This is a genomic window from Actinoplanes cyaneus (genome assembly GCF_016862095.1).
GTDB classification, from domain to species: Bacteria; Actinomycetota; Actinomycetes; order Mycobacteriales; family Micromonosporaceae; genus Actinoplanes; species Actinoplanes cyaneus.
In genome coordinates this window covers 53,147-77,358 of record NZ_BOMH01000013.1, presented here as the reverse complement: position 1 = coordinate 77,358, position 24,212 = coordinate 53,147, and the positions used below count along the sequence as shown (strand labels likewise).

The 24,212-nt window shown below is 70.1% G+C and carries 15 protein-coding genes; 7 read left to right on the top strand and 8 right to left on the bottom strand.

The features are described from left to right. Nucleotides 1-134: 134 nt before the first annotated feature. A complete protein-coding gene (locus Acy02nite_RS07865; RefSeq protein ID WP_203739159.1) occupies nt 135-467 on the top strand; it encodes an STAS domain-containing protein in 333 nt (110 codons plus the stop codon). Between the two features lie 85 nt (nt 468-552). On the opposite strand, the gene Acy02nite_RS07860 is transcribed toward Acy02nite_RS07865, so the two are convergent. From Acy02nite_RS07860 to Acy02nite_RS07845, 4 genes are all read right to left on the bottom strand, one after another. Beyond that, entirely contained in the window at nt 553-1,296 is a 744-nt protein-coding gene (locus Acy02nite_RS07860; protein ID WP_203739158.1) for a sulfite exporter TauE/SafE family protein, read from the bottom strand. A gap of 131 nt (nt 1,297-1,427) precedes the next feature. Beyond that, nucleotides 1,428-2,771, bottom strand: a complete 1,344-nt coding sequence (locus tag Acy02nite_RS07855; protein ID WP_203739157.1) for an RICIN domain-containing protein — start codon at nt 2,769-2,771, stop codon at nt 1,428-1,430. Continuing rightward, on the bottom strand, nt 2,768-4,198 hold the full coding sequence (locus Acy02nite_RS07850; RefSeq protein ID WP_203739156.1) for an RICIN domain-containing protein: 1,431 nt from the start codon (nt 4,196-4,198) through the stop codon (nt 2,768-2,770). The genes Acy02nite_RS07855 and Acy02nite_RS07850 overlap by 4 nt, the downstream gene beginning before the upstream one ends. 130 nt (nt 4,199-4,328) lie before the next feature. Then, complete coding sequence (locus tag Acy02nite_RS07845) at nt 4,329-6,290, bottom strand: methyl-accepting chemotaxis protein (RefSeq protein WP_203739155.1); 1,962 nt, start codon at nt 6,288-6,290, stop codon at nt 4,329-4,331. 84 nt (nt 6,291-6,374) lie between these two features. Between Acy02nite_RS07845 and Acy02nite_RS07840 the strand changes: the two genes are divergently transcribed. The 3 genes from Acy02nite_RS07840 (at nt 6,375) to Acy02nite_RS07830 (ending at nt 8,430) form a co-directional block, all read left to right on the top strand. Beyond that, on the top strand, nt 6,375-7,544 hold the full coding sequence (locus Acy02nite_RS07840; RefSeq protein WP_203739154.1) for an MFS transporter: 1,170 nt from the start codon (nt 6,375-6,377) through the stop codon (nt 7,542-7,544). A gap of 426 nt (nt 7,545-7,970) precedes the next feature. Next, the gene (locus Acy02nite_RS07835; protein ID WP_239174421.1) at nt 7,971-8,171 is read left to right on the top strand and encodes a Flp family type IVb pilin; all 201 of its coding nucleotides are present in this window, start codon (nt 7,971-7,973) and stop codon (nt 8,169-8,171) included. A gap of 61 nt (nt 8,172-8,232) precedes the next feature. Beyond that, nucleotides 8,233-8,430, top strand: a complete 198-nt coding sequence (locus Acy02nite_RS07830; RefSeq protein ID WP_203739153.1) for a Flp family type IVb pilin — start codon at nt 8,233-8,235, stop codon at nt 8,428-8,430. A gap of 286 nt (nt 8,431-8,716) precedes the next feature. Here the strand turns inward: Acy02nite_RS07830 and Acy02nite_RS07825 are convergent, their stop codons facing one another. Next, nucleotides 8,717-9,955, bottom strand: a complete 1,239-nt coding sequence (locus Acy02nite_RS07825) for a helix-turn-helix domain-containing protein (protein ID WP_203739152.1) — start codon at nt 9,953-9,955, stop codon at nt 8,717-8,719. A gap of 86 nt (nt 9,956-10,041) precedes the next feature. On the opposite strand from Acy02nite_RS07825, the gene Acy02nite_RS07820 reads away from it, so the two are divergent. After that, nucleotides 10,042-10,869, top strand: coding sequence for a HEAT repeat domain-containing protein (locus Acy02nite_RS07820; RefSeq protein WP_203739151.1), 828 nt, complete (start codon nt 10,042-10,044; stop codon nt 10,867-10,869). A 107-nt stretch (nt 10,870-10,976) separates the two neighbouring features. On the opposite strand, the gene Acy02nite_RS07815 is transcribed toward Acy02nite_RS07820, so the two are convergent. From Acy02nite_RS07815 to Acy02nite_RS07805, 3 genes are all read right to left on the bottom strand, one after another. Next, a complete protein-coding gene (locus Acy02nite_RS07815) occupies nt 10,977-12,242 on the bottom strand; it encodes an SGNH/GDSL hydrolase family protein (protein WP_203739150.1) in 1,266 nt (421 codons plus the stop codon). A gap of 2 nt (nt 12,243-12,244) precedes the next feature. Further along, on the bottom strand, nt 12,245-15,193 hold the full coding sequence (locus Acy02nite_RS07810) for a glycosyl hydrolase 115 family protein (protein ID WP_203739149.1): 2,949 nt from the start codon (nt 15,191-15,193) through the stop codon (nt 12,245-12,247). Between the two features lie 153 nt (nt 15,194-15,346). Continuing rightward, nucleotides 15,347-17,338, bottom strand: a complete 1,992-nt coding sequence (locus tag Acy02nite_RS07805) for an endo-1,4-beta-xylanase (protein ID WP_239174419.1) — start codon at nt 17,336-17,338, stop codon at nt 15,347-15,349. A gap of 70 nt (nt 17,339-17,408) precedes the next feature. Here Acy02nite_RS07805 and Acy02nite_RS07800 point away from each other — a divergent pair, with 70 nt between their 5' ends. Continuing rightward, nucleotides 17,409-19,385: an ATP-binding protein gene (locus Acy02nite_RS07800; protein ID WP_239174417.1), complete on the top strand. Its 1,977-nt coding sequence runs from the start codon at nt 17,409-17,411 to the stop codon at nt 19,383-19,385. A 125-nt stretch (nt 19,386-19,510) separates the two neighbouring features. Continuing rightward, the gene (locus Acy02nite_RS07795) at nt 19,511-23,773 is read left to right on the top strand and encodes a family 43 glycosylhydrolase (RefSeq protein WP_203739148.1); all 4,263 of its coding nucleotides are present in this window, start codon (nt 19,511-19,513) and stop codon (nt 23,771-23,773) included. Nucleotides 23,774-24,212 lie beyond the last annotated feature (439 nt).

Sequence of the window (24,212 nt, the reverse complement as noted above, 5' to 3'; positions counted from 1 at the left end):
CCCCGCCCGACCAGCCCGGGCGCTCCCCCTCCGACCCGGCCCGGGCGCTCCCGCTCCGATCGACCGGGCCCGTGGTCCTCCTCCGCGTGTCGATCGTGCGTACAGGTGGCGCCCGGTGGGTAGCGTGAACCGGCATGACCACTGATGCCATCGTCTCCTACCGGACCAGCGCCGACGGCACCACGCTGGAGGCGACGCTGCTCGCCCCGGAACTGGACGTGGACGTCGCCGACGAGTTACGCGACAACCTGGAGAAAGCCGTCGCCGGCTCCCCCTGCCGTCAGCTGTCGCTCGACCTGGCCGAGGTGACCTTCATCGACTCGTACGCGATGGGCGCGCTCGTCGGTGTCCGCAACAGCGCCGCCGCGGCGGGCCTCACGATGGTCCTGACCCGGCCCTCCGCCCCGGTCCGCCAGGCCATCGAGGTCACCGGCCTCGCCGAGGTCTTCGGCCTCGACCCGGTCTGAGCGCCCCCGCGCCGGGCACCACACCCAGCCCCGAGCCACCCGCGAGAGACGCGCCCGCCGGCAGAAGACCTGGCAGCCACCGGTGTCAGAAGGCCTGCCACCAGAGGTAGATCGCAAGGCCGAAGGCAGCGACCGCGATCACGATGCGCAGCGGGCGCTCCGGGCTGCGCCGCACCACCGCCGGGCCGATCCAGCTGCCGATCAGGCATCCGGCGCCGAGCAGGGCCGCGGCGAGCCAGTGGACCGGCCCGGTCAGCGCGTAGAGGATCGCGGCGGCCAGGTTCGCGGCGCCCAGCACGACCGTCTTGACCGCGTTGGTCACCGCGAACGGTTCGACCGAGGCCACCGCCATGGCCGCGAGCAGCAGCACGCCGGCCGCCGCGCCGAAGTAGCCGCCGTAGATGCCGATCAGGAAGATCGCGACGACGAGCGGCGGCCGCCGTCCCGGCCGGGTGTACCAGTCGCGCAGCCCCTCACGGAACAGCAGCGCCAGCGCCCCGAGGATGATCAGGAACGGCACGATCACCTCGAACGCGGCTGACGGCGTGCTCTTGAGCAGCACTCCGCCGGTGATCCCGCCGGCCGCGCAGATCACGCTCGCCCGCAGGATCCGCCGTCGCTGCCCACGCAGTTCGCGCCGCGCCCCGCCGACGGTTCCGATCGGCGCCGCGAGCAACGCGACGGTGTTGGTCATGCTGGCGGCGACCGGCGGGATCCCGGCCGCGAGCAGCACCGGATAGCTGACCAGCGACGCGAGCCCGGCGATCGCCCCGGTCAGCCCGGAGCCCACGCCCCCGATCAGCAGCAGTCCCGCCGTTTCAAGATCCACGTCTGCCGAGCCTACGGGCCCGGCGGCAAGGTCGCCGCCGGGCCGGGCCCGAGTACCGGGTGTCGTCAGTCGACGCCGACATCGACAACGCTCGTGCCATCACGAAGCGACGCGCCGGCCTGGCCTGGCCTTCAGACGGTGGTCCGGGACCACTGCTGGCCGGTGGCCGACGACGAGCAGGTGGTCTGCTGGAGGTCCACGGCGTCGGCGGCCAGGGCCAGACACTTGCCGGAGTGCCGCGCCTTCAGCTGGTAGTAACCGCCGCCGGCCACCCAGCTCCACTGCTGGTTGGCGCCGCTCCCGCAGGCGTACTGGATGATGTCGGCGCCGTCAGCCGTGGAGCCCGACGTCACGTCCAGGCACTTGCCGCTGTTGCGGTTGATGACGTTGACGTAGCCACCGCCGGTGGACCGGAAGTCCCACTGCTGGTTGGCGCCGCTGCTGGCCGCGTACGTGCGTACCTCCGCGTTGTCGGCGGTCGACGCGTTCCACACGTCGATCACCTTGGCCGAGCTGCGGTTCGTCACCCGGTAGTACGGGACCGGGCTGCCGCTGACCATGCCGGTCGCCGCGTCCACGGTGATCGTCGGCGACCAGGACAGCGACATCGTGGTGCTCGACGGGAACGTGATCGGCAGCCACACGTACTCGGAGTTGTTGACCGGCGCGCCCCAGGCCCCCGCCCAACGGTCACCCAGGTAGAGGAAACTGCCGCCCAATTGCAGCACGTACGCCGGTTGCGAGTGGAACGTCGTCGCGTCCCCCGCGTTCGTCCAGCCGGTCCACGGCCCGGAGATGCTGGGCGCGGTCGCGTACTTCGACTGGTTGGGGTTCCACCCGGAGGTGCCCGAGGTGAGCATGAAGTACGTGCTGCCGCGCTTGAACAGCGCCGGCGCCTCCCGGGACGCGTCGTTCCAGAAGTTGCCCACCACCGACTCGACGTTCCGGTAGTCCGGCGTGAGGCGGTAGATCATCAGGTCCCGGTTCTCGTCGGCCGCCGAGATCATGTACGCCGTCGTGCCCTCCTGGTAGAGGGTGATGTCGCGGGACATGTACGTGCCGAAGGGGCGGAAGCTCCCTGCGTACGTGTAGTTGCCGTCGACCGTGTCGGAGACCGCGACCGCCGCCCGGGCCTCGGCGTAATCGGTCCCGTTCTCCTTGTGGATCCACATGACGTACTTGCCGGTCGACGCGTTGTAGACGACCTTGGGGCGCTCGATCTTGGCGGACCCCAACTCGGACGCGGACGAGCGGGTCAGCACGTTGTTGCGGAATTCCCAGTTCTGCAGGTCGGTCGATCGGTAGACGCTGACGGCGAGGAACGTGTCGTCGGCGTTGCGGTTCTCGCCGAACCAGTAGTAGTACGAGCCGACCTTGATCACCCCGCCGCCGTGCGCGTGCACGCCGCCGAACTGGGTCCCGTTGGTGATCGTCACGGAGGTGAGCATCAGCAGCAGCGCGAGAAGGGCTTTCATGCCGCGCTCCTCGACCACTGCTGGTTCGTGCCGCCGTTGCAGGCGTACTGGCTGATGTCGGCGCCGTCGGCGGTGCCGGCCGCGACCACGTCGAGGCACTTCCCGCTGTGCCGTGCGACCAGCGTGTAGTAGCCGCCGGACGCGACCCACGACCACTGCTCGTTGGTGCCGCTCCCGCAGGTGTACTGGATGACGTTCGCCCCGTCCGCGGTCGAGGCCGACGCCACGTTCAGGCATTTCCCGCTGTACGAGTTGACGACCCGCACGTACCCGTTGCCGAGGTCCTCGAACGACCACTTCTGGTTCGCGCCGCCGTTCCAGGTGTACTGCTTGGCCTCGGCGCTGTCCGCGATCGACGAGCCGACCAGGTCCATCACCTTGCCGCTGTTCCGGTTCGTCACGCGGTAGTGGGTGAGCAGCGTGTTCCCGCTGACGTCCAGGCCCCAGGAGTAGCGCAGCTGGTCCCGGCCGGAGTTGTTGGTGGTGGTCAGGGTCAGCGCGGTGCCACTGCCGTTGATCTCCTGCAGCCGGTACGGGTCGGCGATCCGCACGCCCGGCCAGTAGACAGTGCCCAGCCCCTCGGCCCGCGCCTCGGCCGCGACCCCGCGGATGAACGCCACGAAGTCGTTGGTCGTCGACGGCGCGTTGTAGTTGCGCCCGTCGGTCATGGTCGCACCGAATTCGGTGATCAGGACCCGGCCGGCGTACGGGCCCACGCTGCTCCGCAGGGATTCCCGCCACGAGTCCTCGGTGTGCCGGGCGGAGTCGAAGAACTGGTAGATGTGCCGGGAGATGAGCGTGCCGTCGAAGCGCGTGTCGGTCGCGATCGTGGTGAGCCGCTGGTTGTAGCCGGCGCCGCTGATGATCACCCGTCCGCGCGGGACGGCCGGGTAGTTCCCGAGCCACTGGGCGGCGAGGTTCTTCCAGTCGGCGTCGCTGTAGCCGTACGGCTCGTTGAAGGGTTCGAAGTAGACGTTCGCGTTCGACGAGTACCGGGTGACGATGGTCTGCCACAGCGACCAGTACTGCGTGGTGTTGTCGACCAGTCCGTTCCGGGAACTGGCGCCCTCCCAGTAACTGAGGATCACCTTCAGGCCCTTGGACGTGGCCATGTCGATGGCGCCGGTGTAGGACGCCCAGTACGACCCGGCCACCGTCGCGTAGTTGACCGGCATGCGCACCGTGTTGGCGCCCAGGTTGTTCACGAAACCGGTGAGGATGGCGTTCGCCTTGGCCTGCGTGGTGGCATAGCTGTCGCTGGTGCTCAGCCCGCCCAGGACGAGGGTGTCGTCGACGAAGTTGTCGCGCTGGTCTGCCCAGTTGACACCTCGGAAGCCGTTGGTGGCGGCGGCCGCGTGGGTGGTGGGGACGGCGGAGAACGTCGCCAGCAGGACCGCGCACAGCGCGGTGGGGATTCTTGCTCGCATGACACCTTCGTAACGCCGGCGACACATCGAAGCCATGCCACGCCGCAAGCCGTGAAGATGGCGAACGGCCGGCCAGCCGGAGGTGGCGTATCGAGATACGACGATGTTAACGTAAACGTTCCTCGGGCCCTCAGTAACGGAACGTGTTGACGAGCGCGGTCATGTCCCCGGCCAGGCGGGACAGGTCGGCCACCGCCGACTGGGCGTCCCGAGCGTTCGCCGACGCCTTCTGCGCCACCTCGGCCACCTCACCGATCGCCTCGGACACCCGCCCGGTGCTGCCGGCCGCGTCGGACACGCCCCGGCTCATCTCGGCCGTGGTCGCCGTCTGCTCCTCCACCGCCGAGGCGATCGAGGTGGTGTAGTCGCCGATCGTCGCGATCACCTGGACGATCTCGCCGATCGCCGCGGCCGCGTTGCCGCTGATCGACTGGATCGCGGTGATCCGGTTCGTGATCTCCTCGGTCGCCTGGGCGGTCTGCTGGGCCAGCTCCTTCACCTCGCCGGCCACCACCGCGAACCCCTTGCCCATCTCCCCGGCCCGGGCCGCCTCGATCGTCGCGTTCAGCGCGAGCAGATTCGTCTGCTCGGCGATGCTGGTGATCAGCCGGACCACGTCGCCGATCTCCTCGGTCGCCGCGCCCAGCTCCGCGACCTGGCTGTTCGTGCCCTCGGCGACGGCCCGCGCGTTGTTGGCCACCTCGGCGGCCTTCGCGGCGCTGGAGGCGATCTCGGCGATCGACGCACTCATCTGCTCCGCGCCGGCCGCCACCGACTGCACCCCCTCGTTGACCGTCAGGGTCGCGTCGGAGGCGGTGCCGGACTTGTCGGAGACCTGGGCCGCGTCGGCGCCGAGCCGGCTGGTGGTGTCGTTGAGACGGTCGGCGGCGGCCCGCACCTCGTCGGCCGAGCCGGCGATCCCGCGCACCGTGCCGGCCACCTTCTCCACGAACCGGTTGAACGCCTTCGCGAGATCACCGGACTCGTCGTCGCGGGTGGCCTCGGCCCGCTGGGTCAGGTCGCCCTCGCCGTCGGCGATCTGCGCCATCCGGTCCCGCAGCCGCTCGATCGGGCGCACCAGCGAGCGGGCCAGCAGCCAGCTGATCACGCCCGCGAGCAGCACCGCGACCAGCGTGATCCAGATGGCGGTGTTCCGCGCCGCGGAGGCGTCGGCCAGAATGGTCTCCATCGGCACGGTGACGATCAGCGACCAGGCGTCGCTGCCGACCACCAGCGGTGCGGCGACCTGCACCTGGCCGTCCTCGCCACCGATCATCCGGCGGACCGCCCCGCCACTGCTCGCCGCCTGCGCGGCCAGCGCCACCACGTCCTTGTCCGCGGCCTTGCCGGCCTGCTCGGCGCTCCCGCCGGCCACCACCTGACCGGCGGCGCTGAGCAGCATGGCCGAGCCGGTGCCGAACGGCTTGATCCCGTTCACCATCGTGGCGAAGCTGTCCAGCGGCATGTCGACCCCCGCGACGCCGACCACCTTGCCCGCCTCCGAGATCGGCACCACCAGCGACGACATCAGCACGTCCCGGCCGCCCACCTGGTAGGAGTACGGCTCCTCCAGCTTCTCCTTACCGCTGTCGCGCACCTGGAGGTAGTAGTCCCCGGCGCCCTCCTCGGTGTAGTCCTTCAGCGGCTCGGTCTTGATCGTGGTCCCGTCCCGGAACCAGTAGGGCACCAGCCGCCCGGTGTCGTCGTGCGACGCGTCGATGCCGCGGTGCCTGGCATCCCGGCCGTCGAAGGCGTTCGGCTCCCACAACGTCCAGACCCCGATGTAGTCCTCGTGACTGACCAGCACCGACCGCAGCTGGGAGTTGACCATGCTCCGGGTGCCGCCGGCGTCGGCCAGCGCGGGGATCTCCTGCGCCAGCTCGCGCGCCGAGCCCAGCCCGATCAGCAGGCCCTGCTGCACGACCGCCGCGTTGCGCAGGGAGACCTCCTGCGCGTACGCCAGGCCGGTGCGGCGCGCCTCACTCGTGTTGTGCCGCGTGATGTAGGTGACCACCAGCAGCAATGACAGCCCGGTCAGCAGCACCACGCAGACGATCAGGCGCAACTTGATGGTGAGACGTGGCAGGTGCACCCTTGCCCTCCTCGGCGGAAGCGAGTCGACATCTCCCTCTTCGGCCCGCATGCCCATTCCCTGAGGCCGTGCGATCATCGCCCGATGCGCCGCGCGATCATCACCCTGCTCGTGGTCTGCCAGAGCACCCAGGCGCTGATCTTCGGCGGGATCGCGCTGTTCCTGCCGCTGATCCGCACCGACCTCGGGCTCACCTTCGCGCAGGCCGGCACGCTCGCCGCGGCCAGCAATCTGGTGTACGCACTGATGCAGGTCCCGTCCGGATTCCTCGCCGACCGGTTCTCCCCGCGAACGCTGTTCCTCGTGGGCCTGCTCGGCACCAACGTGCTGGCCGCTCTGTTCGCGGTGCTCACGTCGTACCAGATGATGTTGGTGAATCAAGCCTTTTCGGGGTTCTTCCGGGCGCTCGTCTTCGCGCCGGGCCTCCTGCTGATCAGCGCGGAGTTCCCCAGCGACCGGCGTGCGACAGCGATGGGGCTCTACGTCGCGGGCGGCTTCTCGTCGAACATCCTGCTCAGCTCCGTCGGCCCCCTGCTCGTCGGGCACGTGGGCTGGCGCTGGCTGTTCGGGCTGTTCGCGGCCGCCGGCCTGGGCACTCTCCTGCTGTACCGGCGGGCCGCCGGACCGGCCGTTCCGAAACCGCCGAGCGACAACCCGGTCCGCGCCGGCGACCTGCCCGCCCTGCTGCGCCACCGGATCGTCTGGCTGACCGGGGTGATCCAGTTCGCCCGGCTCGCGGTCGCCCAAGGGTTCACGTTCTGGCTGCCCACGTGGCTGGTCGTGGATCGTGGCCAGTCGCTGACCACGGCCGGCCTGGTCGCCGCGCTCGGGGCCGCGCTGACCGCCCCGGCGAACTACCTCGGCGGCTACCTCTCCGACCGGATCGGCCGCCCGCTGCTGGTGATCGGCGGTTCGCTCGCGACCCTCGCGATCGGGCTGGCGCTGCTCACGTACGTACCCGGGATGCCTGCCGTGCTTGCCGTGGTCGCCATGATCTCGGTGGTCGTGCAGGTCTACTTCGGACCGCTGTTCGCCCTGCCGATCGCGGTGCTCGGCGCCCAGCGAGCCGGCCTGCTCAGCGGATTCGGCAACTTCTGCGCGAACCTCGGCAGCTTCGCCTTCGTCTACGCCCTCGGCGCGGTGAAGGACGCGACCGGCTCGTTCCGCGCCGGCTTCGTCAGCCTCTCCGTGCTCTGCCTGGTCGCCCTGCTCGCCGCCTTCCTGGCCCGGCCACAGGCTGTCCGGTCGTCGTAGACCCGCCCGTCCCCGCCCACAACGCGACCGGCGCCGCCCTCCCGGCAGCAGCGCGGCCCAGCCCCTCCAGCTGGTCCTCATGGTCCTTATTCGTGCCTCATAACGACCATGAGGACCAGCCCGCAAGCGTGAGCCGCGCCGGGGCCGGCACGGAAGCAGCACCGGCGCCGGCTCGTGGCTGGTCACCACGGTGGTCATGGCGACCGCCACACCACGATGAGCGCCAGCCGCGCGCGACCTCCTCGCGTCGGATCCGAACACCGCTGTCCCCGCCTGCTGGACCGCACAGGGCCAAGGCGTCCTGATTCGCAACGCTGCACAACTGTTCCGCACCGGCGGACGGCTTCAGCCCGCGATCGGTCGGACGAAGACATAGGTGCCACCAGTCGCCCACCCCGGCGGCTCGCCCATGACAGGAGATACGCCATGGACAAGCTGAACATGATCGCGGCCTACGTGCAGGCTCGCCTCCTCTCGCGGCAGCGGGACGACGAGGGTGCCACCGCCGTCGAGTACTCGCTGCTGGCGGCCCTCATCGCCGGCATCTGCATCGTCGCCGTGACGGCGTTCGGCAAGCAGGTGGCCTCGGTCTTCACCACCCTGACCGGCAAGCTCGTCATCTCCTGACCCCACCGCTCGGCGACCCGGACCCACGGGCGCGGCGGCGACACCACGCAAGGATGCGCCAGTGGAACAGCTCGCCATGATCGCGGCATATCTCCGCGCTCGACTCCTGCTCCCCGAGGACGACCGGGGCGCCACCGTCGTCGAATACTCGCTGCTGGCGGCCCTCATCGCCGGCATCTGCATCGTCGCCGTCACGGGGTTCGGCAACCAGATCTCGTCGATCTTCACCACCCTGACCTCGAAGATCAACATTCTCTGAGGTCGGCGCACTTCCGCAAAAGGGGTACGGCCAGGTGGCCGTACCCCTTTTGCTGTTGCCTCTCCCCCGTGCGGCAGCAGCAGAACCTCGCCCCCAGAAAGGCCGCGCGCCAGAACCGGTGGGGTTTGCCGCAGAGGCAACACTACGATCAGCCAACCGGAGACGTCCGGTGCACTGCGGAACCTCCGATCAACACCGGACTGAAAGCGCTTTTCCGCAGCTCACCGTGGTTCGCTCCGGGGCCGGCACCGGACAACACCTGACAGCGCTCAATATAAAGCCGGGGTCAGCCGGCGATCAGGGTGATCGCCGAGACCGTGAGACGGAAGTCGTCAGGGTGCCCGCCGAGCTGGAAGGTCAGCTCCGACGCCGGGTTGCTGATCGCGCCGCGGAAGCCGAAGGTGAACTGCTTCCCGGCCGGCCCGACGGCGATCTCCTCGAACAGCGACGGCGTGTAGACCGGCGGTTTGTCGTCCTGCACTCGCAGCGTCACGGTCACCGGGACGCTTGCCGAGGCGACAAAGCTCAGCGTGTACGGCCTGTCCCGCACGATCGGATTGCAACTGTGCACCACCAGCAGGTCCCACGGATCCTCCGAGCCGTGCCGGGCCACCACCTGGAAGCCGCCGGGGTCGTCGCCCGGATCGTCGACCCGCGGATCGTTGCGCCACCAGGCGCGGCTGTGCGGAGCCCCGCTGGGCGCGACCATCGGCAGGGCGAGCAGGTTCGTTCCCGCGGCGGGGCGCACGTCGCGGCATTGGTCGGCCGGGCTGACCTGCGCGGTGACGGTCGGCTCCGGGACGGTGGCACGACCCATGACCATGCCCGCGGTGAAGGCGGCCAGCACCACGACGGCCTGCGCGGTCCAGAAGATCCAGCGCCGGGCGGCCCGGGGCGCCGGTTCGGGACGATCCGCCACCAGAACGGCGCCGCCGGAGTCCCTGGGCCTGGGCACTCGTGCTTCGAGCGGCCCGGGCTCCGGCGCGCTCGGCCCGGACTCGTCGACCCCCGACTCCTCGGTCCCAGCTTCCCCCGGTGCGGGAACCGCGCCCGTGGAGGAGCCGGCCATGGATGAGCCGGACGCGGAGGAGTCGGCCACGGAGGAGCCGGACGCAGCGGAGCCGGACGCAGCGGAGCCGGGCGTGGCGCTGCCGGACTCGGGGCTCTCGGCCGCCGAAGCGCGAGAGCGGGAGCGGCGGGTCCGGGAGACACCGGCCGCGGGCGACGGCTGGTGCCGGCGCAACTGCTCGTAGACCTGCTCCAGCACCTGGTGCCGCCCGCGCCACGCCGCCACCGTCGCGTCGTCGGCGCCGCACGCCCGGAGCAGCGGTTCCACCACTCGCGACCAGTCCGGCGGCCGTTTCACCTCGCCGTTGAGGATCGTGTACAGATGGCCCCGGCTCATCCTCAGGTCGTGTGCGACGCCGGCCAGGCTCCGTCCCGAGCTGCGGCGCATCTCGCCGAGCTCGGTGCAGAACACCCGCACCGGACCGGCCGCGGACTCATCCGCCAATGTGTCCCCCATGTGGCTACGGTCGGTAAGCGCCGCCCATCGTACGAACCAGGGAAACCCGGTTGCCACCCCGCGAACATAGTCCCACGATGACGCCCATGACCATGACCGCGGCCGACGTCGCCGACAGCGTCGAGGAGGCCCTCGCGTCCGATGAGGACCGACGGTGGGAGCTGATCGCCCGCCTGCAGTTCCGCGGCGGCGAAGCTGCCCTGCATGAGGCGACACGACTGAGCCGGGACGCCGATCCGGCCCGGCGCAAACTCGCCGCCGACATCCTCGCCCAACTCCGCGTGGACGATGCCCAACGGCGCATGGACGATGCCCAACGCCGGGTGGACGATGCCCAGCCCCCGGTCGAGGATGCCCGACTCCCGGTCGAGGATGCGGCCCGCGAGCAGGTGGTGACCACGCTGCTCGCGATGGCGACCCGGGACAGCGAGGAGCCCGCCGTGCTCGAGTCGATCGCGTACGCCTTCGGCCACGTCCGCGATGCCCGCAGCGTGCCACTCCTGGTCCGGCTGCGCGACCACAGCTCCGCCGAGGTCCGTGAGGCGGTCACGTCCGGACTGCTGGGCCGGCCGGAGCAGGACGCGCTGGAGACGCTGGTGCTGCTCTCCGCGGACACCGATCCCACCGTGCGGGAATGGGCGACCTTCGGCCTCGCCCGTCAGACCAACACGGACACACCGGAGATCCGCACGGCTCTGGCGGCCCGCCTCGACGACGAGCCGGACGTCCGGCTGGAGGCGATCGCCGGCTTGGCGGCACGCCGGGACGACCGCGCCGTCGAGCCGCTGATCGCCACCATGGCCGCCGACGTGTTCGACGGCGACCGCTACATCCTGGTGGAGACCCTCCACGACACGGCGGCCCGAACCGGCGACCCCCGCCTCCAGAGCCTCCTCGCCAGGTGGGACGAGTAGAAGTACAACGAGCCCGAGCCCTGCGGTCCCTGTGAGTCGTGAGCAGGATCCGCCTGACCGCGGGACGGGCCGGCCTGCCGCCGGAGCAGCGGACCGGCCCGCCGAGGTCAGAAGAGGCGGCGTGGGACGGCGGCGGCCAGCGCCGCATACCCCGCCGGGTTCAGGTGCAGGTGGTCGCCGACGTCGTACAGCGGGTTGAGGCGGGACGGCGACGCCGGGTCGGCCACCGCCGCCGCGAAGTCCACGTACGCGTCGAAGATCCCGCCCCGGATCACCCCGTTCACCGCCACCCGGGCGCGTTCGCGCAGGCCGCCCGGGTCGTCGTATCCGGTGTTCCCGCCGAACGGCGTGATCGTCGCCCCGTAGGCCCGCAGGTCCTGGGCGTGCGCGCGGGCCACGATCTGCCGGTACGCCCCGGTGAGCGCCGTGATCACCTGGCGTTGAGCGTCTTCGGTGGCGGCGGCGGTGCCGATGTCGTTGACGCCTTCGAAGATCAGCACCCAGGCCGCCCCGCTGACGCCGAGCACGTCCCGGTCGAAGCGGGCGAGCACGTTCGGCCCGAGCCCGTCGTGCAGCACCCGGTTGCCGCCGGCGGCCTGGTTCAGCACGGCGAGCCGGGGGTCGCCGAGCCGTGCCGCGAGTTGATTCGGCCACCTGTCGTTGCCGTTGGTGGTGGATCCGCGCCCGTCGGTCAGCGAGTCGCCGACGATGACGACTCCGGCCGCGTCGGAGGCGGTCACCTCGAGCCCGCTGATCAGGTACCAGTGGTCGACCGGCACCGCGCCGGACAACTCGGGCTTCTCCACCTGGTCGCCGTTGACCAGCCAGGACGTGGTCCGGGAGCCGGGGTGCCCGGTCAGGTTCAGCCCGGCCTGACCGGCGGCCAGGTAGGCGGAGACGGTCAGGTTCGACCGCGCCGCGACGGTGATCGGCACCGGGTCGGAGACGATCTGGGCCCCGGCCGGCACGACGACCGACGTCTGCCCGCCGAAGGTCAGCGCCCGTGAGGTGCCGGCCGCCACGGCGGAGACCCCGGCCCGGCCGTCGAGCGGCACCGCGACCGCCGCCGAGGTGATCGGCAGGTCGGTGGTCCCGAACGCGTTGGAGAACCGGACCCGCAGCCGTTTCCCGCCGATCGACGTGTGCAGGGTCTGCCGCAGCGTCGTGTCGGCCAGCACCGCGTCGGTCCCGGTGAACGGCGCCGGCGGCAGGTTGCCCGGCTCGGTGAGCTGCGGCATCGCCGTCCAGGTGTGCACCCAGGACGATCGCGGGGTCGCCGAGGCGGTGGCGGGTGAGGGCGGGGCGAGGGCGGCCGGGACGAGCCCGGCCACGGTGATGCCCGCGGAACCGGCCAGAAGATCGCGTCTTCTCATGATCAGAACCTCCGGCTGGTCGGCGGGCCGAGATAGCTGTACTTGACCCCGCCGGTGTCCACGATCAACCGTTGCAGGATCACCGCGGAGTCGAGCGCCCGGAACGAGATGGTGTGGGTCCCGGCCGTGGCGATCTCGTGCGTGGTCGTGGTGACGTTGACGTTGTCCGAGGTGTTGCGCGCCCACTGCCGGTTCATCGTGGTGTCGTTGGCGCCGGTGGCCGCGACCGCATCGACGACCTGCGGTGCCGCGCCGTCGACCGAGACCGAGTAGCGCAGTGACCCGTTGCGGGGCATCAGCAGCGCGGAGATCTTGACCGGTCCGGTGGTGGTGAGCGTGACCCGGTAGTCCAGTCCCGGCGAGGCGCTGACGGGCATCACCCCGTCACCGGTCTTGCCGATCCCGGGCAGGACCTGCCACGTGCCGGTCTTCCGGTCGAAGCCGGTCGCCGGGATCGACACGTACCCGTTGGCCTCGGCGAACCCCCGCGGCCTGATCCCGGGGTTGCGGATCGGCGCGCTGACCTGGACCGTGCTTCCCGCGCCCTCGATCTTCAGCGGTACGGCGGTGACCCCGGCCGGCGCTCGCTTCCAGTCGACCGAGACGTACGCCCGGACCTGCTGATCCACAGTGCCGGAGGCGTGACTGACGTGGACCCACGGCTGCCCGGCCGTGATGCGGTAGGTGAACGGGGTCGTGCCCTTGTTGTAGACGTCGAGGTACTGCCGGGACTGGGCCTGCCACGGGCTGAACTCGGGCAGCGTGGCCGCGTCCCCGCCGTCGAGCGCCACCCCGAGCGCCGCGCCCGCGGGCACGTCGATCCGCTTGAGGTAGGGGTAGATCTCGTCCGGCAGTGCCACATTGTTCAGTTCCGGTTGCTGCCACGGGGCGTTCGGGCCGTACCGTGCCACGTTCCCGTACCCGATCTTGGGCTGGAGCTGCCAGTCCTTCCATTTCCCGGCGGCGAGCGCGGTGTTGTAGTGCGCGTTCAGTGCCTGATCCTCGGCGAACCGTGCCTCCGCCTCGTCGGCCAGGGCGTTGGTCGCGGCGCGGCCCTGAGCGGCGTACCGGATGTTGGTGAACTCGGCCCGTCGCAGCTCATACAGGTTCGCGGTGGCCTTCACCTGGTAATACACCAGCTGGAAGTACGCGTCCTGCCAGGCTTGCGGCACCCGGGCGCGCACGCGGGTGGCCTGCTCCGCGAGGGCCTGCCACTCGGCGACCACCCGATCCATCTCGGCGTAATCGGTGAGACTGAACGGATTCCCCTGGTCGTCGTAGATCACCGCGGTCGGGTCGGTCCGGACGTCCTTGGCCGGGTCCAGGGTGATGCGACGGTTGAGCAGTTCCGGCTTGCGGCGGGACTGCAGAACGCCGTACCGGGAGAGGATCTCGGCGATCGGAGCGGAGAGTGACGTGCCGAAGCTCCCCGCGGCGTAACGACGCTCCCAGTCCTGGATCCCGCTGAGCGGGATGGCGTCCGGATTCCACGCGTAGTCCAGGAAGAACTGGGTGGGTTGCTCGGAGTTCTTGAGATCGCCCACATTCGCGACCCAGAGGCGATCGACCCCTGAGGTGTACGCACGGTGAAGCTGCTCCCACGTGTTGGTCAGGTTCACGGTGTCGGCCCACTTGTAGTTGCGTCCGTCGCCGACGTAGTCGAAGTGGTAGTACATGCCGTAGCCACCGCCGCGCGGCGGGAGCGACGCGTCGGGCAGCTTGCGCATGTTGCCCCAGTTGTCGTCACAGAAGACCACTGTCACGTCGTCCGGCGGGCGGTAACCCTGGTCCCAGTAGCGCTGCACCTCCTTGTAGAGGGTCTGCACCTGGGGCGCGCCGAGCATGCCCTCCTCGGCAAGGATCTGCCGCTGACTGTCGATGATGGAGCTCATCAGGTCGATGCCGTCGCCGTCGGGCAGGCTCACGTCTCCGTTGCCGCGCATCCCGAGCGTGACCACGCCCTCGATGTCCTCGTCGCGCATCCGCTCGATGCCGGTCCGCCAGTAGTCCTTGATCGCGTCCGGGTTGCGGCGGAAGCTCCACTCCCCGGTGCCGGCGGGGTGCCGGTTCCACTCCTCGATGCCGCGCATCATCGGCGCCTCGTGCGAGGTGCCCATGACGACGCCGTAGTAGCTGGCCGTGGCGTGGTTGGCCGGGTCGTCCTCGGCGAAGGCGCGCCCCCAGACGGCCGGCCACAGGTAGTTGGCCTTGAGCCGGAGCATGGTCTCGAAGACCTTGGCGTAGTAGCCGGAGTTCAGCCCGCCGGGATAGCCGGGGGCCTTGCCGGGCCCGAAGAACGCGGGCGCCCAGGTGCCGGTGCTCGGATTCTCGTCGTTGATGAAGAACCCGCGGTACTTGACCTTGGGGCTGCCCTGGGTGTGCCGGCCCGGCAGGACGTAGAGCGCGTCGGCGTGCGGGACGGGCACGTCGTCCCAGAAGTGCCAGGGTGAGACGCCGGCCAGCCGGGACACGTCGTAGGCGCCGTAGATCGTGCCGCGCTGGTCGCTGCCGGCGATCACGAACGCCCGGCGCACGCCCGGCAGCGGGTGGTCGACGACCTGCTGGAGCGACGTCTCCCACTTCCCGGCGATGCCACGGGTGTCGAGCTTTCCGGTGGCGATCATCCGGTCGATGAGGGTGGAGCGGCCGATGGTCCCGACGATGATCGGGTCGCGGCCGCCGGGGACGGTGTCCTGCGCCGTGCGGGGGGTGACGCCGGTGGCGGCGCCCAGGTCGGACTGCAGGTCGCCGGCCACCCGCAGGACGCCCGGGTAGTCGTTGGCGCTGGTCACGATGGGCGCGGCGGTGCCACGCTCGACGAGGGGGAAACGGCCGGGGCCGGCCTGGGTGGAGAGATAGCCGGTCGCCTTGTGCTCGGCGTGCGCGGCCTGGGCGGGGACGGGGTTGAGGAGGACGAGCGCGGCTAGCGCGCCCGCGAGGTGATGGCGCATGGGACGCCTCCGGTGGGAGAAAGCGCTCCGAAACTTTCGGAAACATGCTGATCGCGTCCCGGTAACGTATAGCCTTTCATCTATAAGCGTCAACCGTTGAACAGGCAGTCAAGTTTCAGCATGCTCCGAAACTTCCGGAGCCCTCCGATCCGCTCAGAGGACGGTGCAGGTGGTTCCGTTCACGGTGAAGGCGGCAGGCGCCGGGTTGCCGCCGGTCCACGAGCCGAGGAAGCCGATCGAGGTCGCGCCACCGGCCGGGATCGCACTGTTCCAGGCCGCGTTCGTCACCGTCACCGCGCCGCCCGACTGGGTCACCGAGCCGTTCCAGAGCTGCGCGATCGTCTGGCCGCCGGTGAACTGCCAGCCGAGCTTCCAGCCGCTGATCACGGCCGTACCCGAATTGGCGATCTTGACCTCGCCCTGGAAACCGCCCGTCCAGCTGCCCGTGACGCGATAGGTGACCGCACAACCGCCGGCGCTCGCCGAGACACTCGGCGAGACGCTTGCCGGGACACTCGGCGAGACGGAAGGCGACGCGGAAGGGCCGATCTTGGACGGGTCGACGACTCCCCAGTACGCCGACTTCGCCTGCAACCGGGTGTCGAAGAGCAACGGCGCGTCCTTGCGGGCCACCGGGTACGTGTCCAGCCAGGTGTTGTCGTCGGCGAGCCCCCACAGGGTCACCGAGGTGAGATCCGCCCGGTACCTGCGGAACAGCGCGAACATGTCGCGGTAGACGTACGCCTGGGCGAGCAGCCGATCGGCCGGCGGGGCCGGGAACGACTCCCCGCTGCCGGTGTAGATGCTGACGTCCATCTCGGTGATCTGCTGCTCGACGCCGATGCCCTCGAACTTCCTCAGCATCGCCTCGGTGTCCGCGATCGACGGCCAGTTGACGTTGACGTGCATCTGGTGGCCGACGCAGTCGATCGGCACACCCTCGCCCTTGAGCTTCACGACCAGGTTGAACAGTGCGTCACGCTTGGTGGCCACATTGGTGTTGTAGTCGTTGATGCAGAGCGTGGCGTGCGGCGCGACCTCGCGGGCCACCCGGAAGGCGGTACGGAGATAGTCCAGCCCGGTGATGGTGTACCAGCTGCTGCGGCGCAGGCCGTCGGACTGCGACTCGTCGATCACCTCGTTGGCCACGTCCCAGGTGCCGATCGTGTCGCCGTAGTGGGCCGCCACGTTCCGGATGTGGTTCTCCAGCCGCGCCAGCAGCAGCGCCTTGTTCTCGGCGGTCGCGGTCATCGTGGCGCCGTTCGCGTCCTGGAAGACCCAGGCCGGCGTCTGGTTGTGCCAGACCAGGGTGTGCCCGCGTACCGCCATGGCGTGTGCCTCGGCAAATGCGATCAGCGGATCGGCCTGCGCGTAGGTGAACGAGTTCTCGGCCGGCTCGGTCGCGTCCCACTTCAGGGCGTTGCCCGGCGTGACCGAGCTGAAGTGCTTGGCGAGCAGGTCGCCGTGCACGGTGGTGATCTCGGCGCCGGTGATGGCCGCGCCGACCGGGAACTCGGTCACCACGTCCTTGACCGACGGGATGCCGGCCTGGATCGGCAGCGCGGGCACGTAGCTCGCGGTCACGTCGTCGAGGTAGACCCCGCCGGTGGTGGCTGCCGTCTCGACGTAGACGGCGAGGAAGTCGACGTCGGCGGCGAGCGTGTAGTGCCCGGTCAACTGGACCCAGCGGCCGGCATCGACGGCGGTGTCACCGACCACGGTCTCGTAGGTCGCGGTCCCGTCCGTGCGGCGCTCGACGCTGAGCCGGGCGTTGTCCGCCCCCTCGGCGAGGCGCACCCACGCGGAGATCGTGTACGCGGTGCCCTTCTCGAACGTGCCGAGCACACTCAGCGAGGGGCCGTTCCAGGCGGCGGTACGGCCGGTGACCGCGAGACTGTGCGTGCCGCCGTGCGCCACGGTGGCGCTGACCGCCAGGCTCTCGGCCGAGCGGCCGGTCCAGCCCTGCACCGTATCGTCCTCGAAGTCGCTGGTCAGAACGGTGACGGGGACGGGATCGTCAGCCGCGCGGGCGGCCACGACGGCGGTGAGCGGGGCCGCGACCACGAGCGTGGCGAGGGCCAGCCGGGCGAGTGCGCGCATCTGCGTTCCCTTCGACGAGGCGGAAACGTAGGCAGTGACCGTCATCGTTACATGGGAGCGCTCCCATTACAATCCTGTGACGAAGACATTGCAAGGTTCTTAGATCTTGTGAGGCGTGGCCGATCAGACGAGCGTGCCGGACCAGATGTTCCTGCTCGCCAATCTCGTCATCATGGTCACCTATGCGGCGATCACGGTGGCCATCGTGGTGCCCGTCAGCCGGGCCGGGCAACTGCGGAGCAACAAGCTGGCCACCGCCACCGCGCTGATCTTCTTCAGCTGCTCGGTCGGGCACGGGCTGCACGCGTTCGCCTCGCTGCTGGCGGCGATCCACGGGGCCGGGCATCCGGCGCGGCACGCCGTCTCCGGCGGCTGGTTCTGGGTCTCCGCGGTCTGGGACACCGTCACCGCCGCCGTGGCCTGCTTCTACTGGACGCTGCGCCGCGGGTACGGCGTGCTGCTCAGCAAGGGTGCGATCTACGTCGACCCGTGGAGCCGGCACCGGCTGGACGAGGCGGGCGCGCGGGAGCGGGCCGCCCGGGACGTGGCCGAGGCGCATCGGGCGACCCTGGCCACCGTGGTCGAGCACAGCGACGACGCGATCATCGGGCTCACCCCGGACGGCATCATCACGGCATGGAACGGTGGCGCCGAGCGGCTCTTCGGCTACACCACCGCGGAGGCTCTGGGCCGGCCGGCCACCGTGCTGGCCGACCAGCCCGGCGCCGGTGAACAGTCCACGACGCTGGCCGAGCTCCGGGACGGGGCGCGCAGCATCCGGTACGAGGCCCGGCGCACCCGGCGCGACGGCACCCCGATCGACATCTCGGCGGTGGTGACCCCGATTCGCAACCACGCCGGCACGCTCACCGGCATCTCGGCGGTCGCCCGGGACATCACCGCGGCCAAGGAGCACGCCGAGCGGCAGCGCGCCGTGGCCGAGCGCACCCAGCAGGCGCAGCGGATGGAGAGTCTGGGCAACCTCGCCGGCGGGGTGGCGCACGACTTCAACAACATCCTGGCGATCATCGCGAACTACACCGACTTCGCCATCGAGGAGACCGCTGACCGGCCCGGGGTGCAGGCCGACCTGATCCAGGCCCGCACCGCCGTCGAGCGGGCCACCAACCTCACCCGGCAGTTGCTCACCTTCACCCGCGGGGACGCCATCCAGCCGCGCAACGTCGGGCTCGGCGAAGCCCTCGCCGAGATCGAGGCGATGCTGGAACGGACCATCGGCGAGCACATCCGCCTGGTCGTGGTGCCGTCGGCGACGCCGCTGACCGTGCACGCCGACCCGGGCCAGCTCCAGCAGGTGCTGCTGAACCTGGCGATCAACGCCCGCGACGCCATGCCGGACGGTGGCACGCTGGTCCTCGAGGCGAGCGTCACGGATCTGGACGGCGACGAGCTCAACATGCAGCCGCCGCTGCCGGCCGGCCGGTACGCCAAGCTGGAGATCAGCGACACCGGCGAGGGCATGCCGCCCGAGGTGGCCGAGCGCATCTTCGAGCCGTTCTTCACCACCAAGCCGCGCGGCAAGGGCACCGGGCTGGGCCTGGCCACGGTGTACGGCATCGTCACCGAGGCCGGCGGCAGCGTGAACGTCTACTCGGAGCCGGGCGTCGGCACCACCTTCCGGATCTACCTGCCCCTGGTCGACGCCCCGGTGGACGCGCCCGCGGGACAGGATCGCACGGCCCCGCCACCGCGCGGTGACGGCCGGACCGTGCTGGTCGTCGAGGACGAGGTCGCGCTGGCGCGGATCATCACCCGGATCCTGACCGACAACGACTACCACGCGGTGATCGCGAACAACGGCCGGGAGGCACTGGCCAAGTACGACGAGCACGGCTGCGACCTGCTGCTGACCGACGTGATCATGCCGGAGATGTCCGGCCCGCGCCTCGCCGAGCTGCTCACCGGACGTCAGCCCGGCCTGCCGGTGATCTACATGTCCGGTTACAGCAACGGGCTGCTCGGCAGCACCCACGTGCTGGGGAGCGACATCACGTTCATCGAGAAGCCGTTCACCGCCGCCGACCTGCTGCACAAGCTGGCCGCCGCGGGCGCCCGCACCCCGCCCGCCTGAGCACCTCCGATCAGTTCCATCGAGGATCTTGACTCGGTGTTTGTGAGCGTTAACACTCAGGCAACACCGAAGACACGTCAGCAAGGAAGATCATGCCTCGGTCTAAATTGTTAACGCTCCTGGCAGTGGCCTCCCTCCTCACCGCCACACTCACCATCACCTCACCCGCCGCGGCGGCCGTCGACGACGGTCTCCTGCTCCGGTACAAGCTGGACGAGACGTCCGGCGCGGTTGCCACCGACGCCTCCGGCCACGGCCGCGATGGCACCGTCACGGGCGCCGGCTGGACCGGCGGGACAGGACTGACCTTCAACGGGACCAGCACCTACGTGAAGGCCCCGGACGATCTACTGGCCGATCTGGACGCTGTCACCGTCGCGTTCGACGTGAAGATCGACAGTGCACAGGCGACGCCGTACTTCCTCTACGGATTCGGCAACACCGATGCGTCGACCGGTTACGGCAACGGCTATCTCTTCGCGACCGGCGACAGCTTCCGCGCCGCGATCTCGCTGAGCAACTGGAGCGGCGAGCAGAACACCCGGCCGGCCACCGGCTACAACCTGACCCGGAACGCCTGGAAACACATCGCCTACACCCAGAGCGGGACGACCGGGACGCTCTACGAGGACGGCGTCGTGGTCGCCACGAACACCGCGATCAGCATCCTCCCGAGCGCGATCGGGAGCGGCACGACCCGCGCGAACTACTTCGGCCGCTCGCTCTACACCGGTGACAGGTACCTCAAGGGCGGCATGCGCGACATCCGGGTCTACGACCGCGCGCTCGCCGCCGACGAGGTGAACACCCTGGCCACGCCGGTGAACGAGAGCGCCGTCGCGGCCGACCGGCAGGCGCTCGACCTGGGCGGCACCACCGCGCTGACGGCGAACCTGAGCCTGCCGGCGACCGCCGCGAACGGCTCGAAGCTGACCTGGTCGAGCAGCGACCCCTCGGTGATCACCGCCGCCGGCCGGATCACCCGCCCGCCGGCCGGCCGGCCCGACGCGCAGGCCACGCTCACCGCGACGATCCGGCGCGGGACCGTCCAGGCCACGAAGGACTTCGCGATCACCGTCCGGGCCGAGCTCGACGACGCGGCAGCAGCCGAGGCCGCGGCAAAGACCCTGCAGATCAACAACCTTGACGACGTACGCGGAAATCTGGCCCTGCCCAGCAGCGCGTCCGGTGGCACGACGGTGTCCTGGAGCAGCGGTGACCCGGCCGTGATCAGCGCGTCCGGCGAGGTGCACCGTCCCGCGCACGGCGCCGGCACGACCACGGTGACGCTGACCGCGACCGTGACGAAGGGCAGCGCGACCGCGACGCGAGCCTTCACCGCAAAGGTGCCCGAGTTGCCTGCTCAGGAGCCCTATCAGGGGTACCTGTTCAGCTACTTCACCGGTGAGGGTTACGCGAACGGCGAGCAGATCTACCACGCGCTCAGCAACGGCAACGATCCGCTGAGCTGGCGCGAGATCAACAAGGGGCAGCCGGTGCTGACCTCGACGCTGGGCACCCAGGGGCTGCGCGACCCGTTCATCATCCGCTCCCCCGAGGGCGACAAGTTCTACCAGATCGCCACCGACCTCAAGATCTACGGCAACGGGGACTGGGACGCGTCGCAGCGCTCCGGCAGCAAGTCGCTCATGGTGTGGGAGTCCACCGACCTGGTCACCTGGACGAACCAGCGCCTCGTGAAGGTCTCCCCCGACACCGCCGGCAACACGTGGGCGCCGGAGGCCTTCTACTCCCGCGAGCTGGGCTCGTACGTCGTGTTCTGGGCCTCGAAGATCTACGACGAGACGGACACCGGGCACACCGGGACGACCTACAACAAGATGATGTACGCGACGACCAGGGACTTCTACACGTTCAGCGAGCCGAGGGTGTGGAAGGACCCGGGTTACTCGGTGATCGACTCGACGATGGTCGAGCACGACGGGCAGTACTACCGGTTCACCAAGGACGAGCGGAACAACAGCTCGTCGTCGCCGTGCAGCAAGTACATCATCGAGGAGAAGTCCACCGACGTCCTCGACCTGGACTACGACTTCGTCTCCGAGTGCATCGGCTCCCCGGCCCTGTCACGCGGCGAGGGTCCACTGATCTTCAAGAGCAACACCGAGGACAAGTGGTATCTGTTCATCGATGAGTACGGCGGCCGCGGTTACGTGCCGTTCTCCACCACCGATCTGAACTCCGGCAAGTGGACCGCCGAGACGAAGTACACGCTGCCGTCACGGCCCCGGCACGGCACGGTCCTGCCGGTGACCCGCGCCGAGTACGACCGGATCTCCGCGAAGTACGAGGAACCGCCGCCCGCGCTCGGTGGCGTGACGGTGCCGCAGCTCAAGGTCGACGCGATCATCGACCGCACGGCGGGAACGGTGAAGCTGCCGGTCGTGGAGGGCACCGACGTGACCGCGCTCGCGCCGCGGTTCACGCTCGCCGAGGGCGCGACGATCAGCCCGGCCTCGGGGACACCCCGTGACTTCAGCGCCCCCGTGACGTACGAGCTGATCGGCAAGGATGGAGTGAAGCGGACCTGGACCGTCTCGGCGCTGGTGATGAAGAGCCCGGTGCTGCCGGGCCTCAACGCCGACCCGAACATCACCGTCTTCGGCGACACGTTCTGGATGTATCCGACGACTGACGGGTTCGCGGGCTGGTCCGGCACGCAGTTCCACGCGTTCTCGTCGAAGGATCTCGTGCACTGGACCGACCACGGGGTGATCCTCGACCTCGGGCCGGACGTCTCCTGGGCGGACAACAGCGCGTGGGCGCCGACGGTCGCCGAGCGGAACGGGAAGTACTACTTCTACTTCTCCGGCGGGGCGGCCAGTGGGAACACGGCCAAGCAGCTCGGGGTGGCGGTCGCCGACAACCCGGCCGGGCCGTTCACCGACGCGCTCGGGAAACCCCTGGTCGCGGCCGGCAGCTACAGCGGGCAGATGATCGATTCGGCGGTGTTCACCGACGACGACGGGAAGTCCTATCTGTACTGGGGCAACGGCAACTCGTACCAGGTGCCGCTGAACGACGACATGGTCTCGTTCGACCCGGCGCTGGTGCGGACGTACCACCCGGCGAACTACAACGAGGGCTCGTTCGTGATCAAACGGAACGGGACCTACTACTTCATGTGGTCGGAGAACGACACGCGCAGCGCCGACTACCGCGTCGCGTACGCCACCGGCAGCTCACCGGTCGGGCCGTGGAGCGACCGAGTGGGGGTGATCCTGTCCAAGGACGCCTCGCTGGGCATTCTCGGGACCGGGCATCACTCGGTGGTCCGCCTGCCGGGCAGCGACGACTGGTACGTCGCGTACCACCGGTTCGCGATCCCCGGCGGGGACGGCACGCACCGCGAGACCACGATCGACCGGCTCACGTTCGACGCCTCCGGCCGGATCGAGCCGGTGGTGCCGACGCTGGAGAGCGTGGACCCGGTGACAGTGACCCACGCGGGCGCCGACATCTCCGGGGCCGAGGGCGGCGCCATCCCCGTCGGCGGCACGGTCTCCAACTCCGCCAACCGTCCCACCTGGTCGTGGACCGCCGGCGACGACGTGGACGCCGGTGCGACCTGCGACTTCGCCGAGGCGCAAGCCGCCGCCACGACGGTGACCTGCACCGACGACGGGACCTACACGATCACGCTCGCCGCGGGTGGCAGCCGCGACTCCGCGGTGCTGAGAGTGGGCAACGTCAGCCCGAACGCCTCGGCGCCCTCCTCACCGGTCGGACCGGCCCCGACCGGCAAGGAGGTCAGGGTCGACGTCCCGGTGGCGGATCGCGGCGCCAACGACTCCCTCACCTGCGCGGCCTCGTGGGGTGACGGCTCGTCCTCGGCCGGCACCGTCCGCTCGGGCGGGTGCGTGGTGACGCACACCTACTCGGCCGGCGGCGTGTTCCAGCCGGCCGTGACCGTCCGCGACGACGACGGGACAGCCACCACCGTGACCGTGCCGCGGGTGGTCACCTACGTCGCGGGCGGCGGGCAGGCGGCCGGCAGCGGCACCCTGACCGCGCCGGCCGGTTGCCTCGACGGCATCCGCGCCGGTGGGACGGTGGAGTTCGCGTTCAACGCCGGCTCCCCGGGCGGCAGCACGTGGCTCCGGTTCGCGACGGGTGACCTGGACTTCCGGTCGACGTCGCAGACCGCGCCGCTGATCCTGGGCAACACGGCGACCTATTCGGGCAGCGGGACCGTCAACGGTGGCGGCTCCTACCGGTTCCTGGTCACCGCGATCGACGGGACCGACCGGCTGGCGGTCCGCATCTGGGACGCCCGGACCGGTAGGACGGTCTTCAACGTGCCGACCTTGGGGGCCGCGCGCGTGACGACCGGCGGGATCGTCGTCTCCCCGAAGAAGCACCACTGATCCGGTGGGGGCCCGGCGTCGACCGGGTCCCCACCGCCGCCGTCACTCACCGCCCGATGGTGCTCGCGGCCGCTCACCAGCCACCCCCGCCACCGGTCACCGCCCGACGGTGCCCACGCCGCTCGCCATCCACCCCCGCCACCGGTCACGGCAGGGGCCGCCACTTACGGCGCGCGCCTTGTTGCGCTCGTCCGCGATGTGGACGCCGGTCCCAGCAGGCGGGCGCGTCACGGTCCCGGCTGGCGCTGAGGGGTGCATCAGAGCCCGGACGCACCCCCCAGCACCAGCCGCACCCGACCAGCCGGCACCCAGAGATGCATCACCGCCCGGACACACCCCTCAGCACCAGCCCGGGGGCGGGCGGCTGGTGCGGGAGGTCTTGACATCGACGAGCTTGCGTTTCCAGACTGTTACGATCACCGATGTTTACGTAAACACG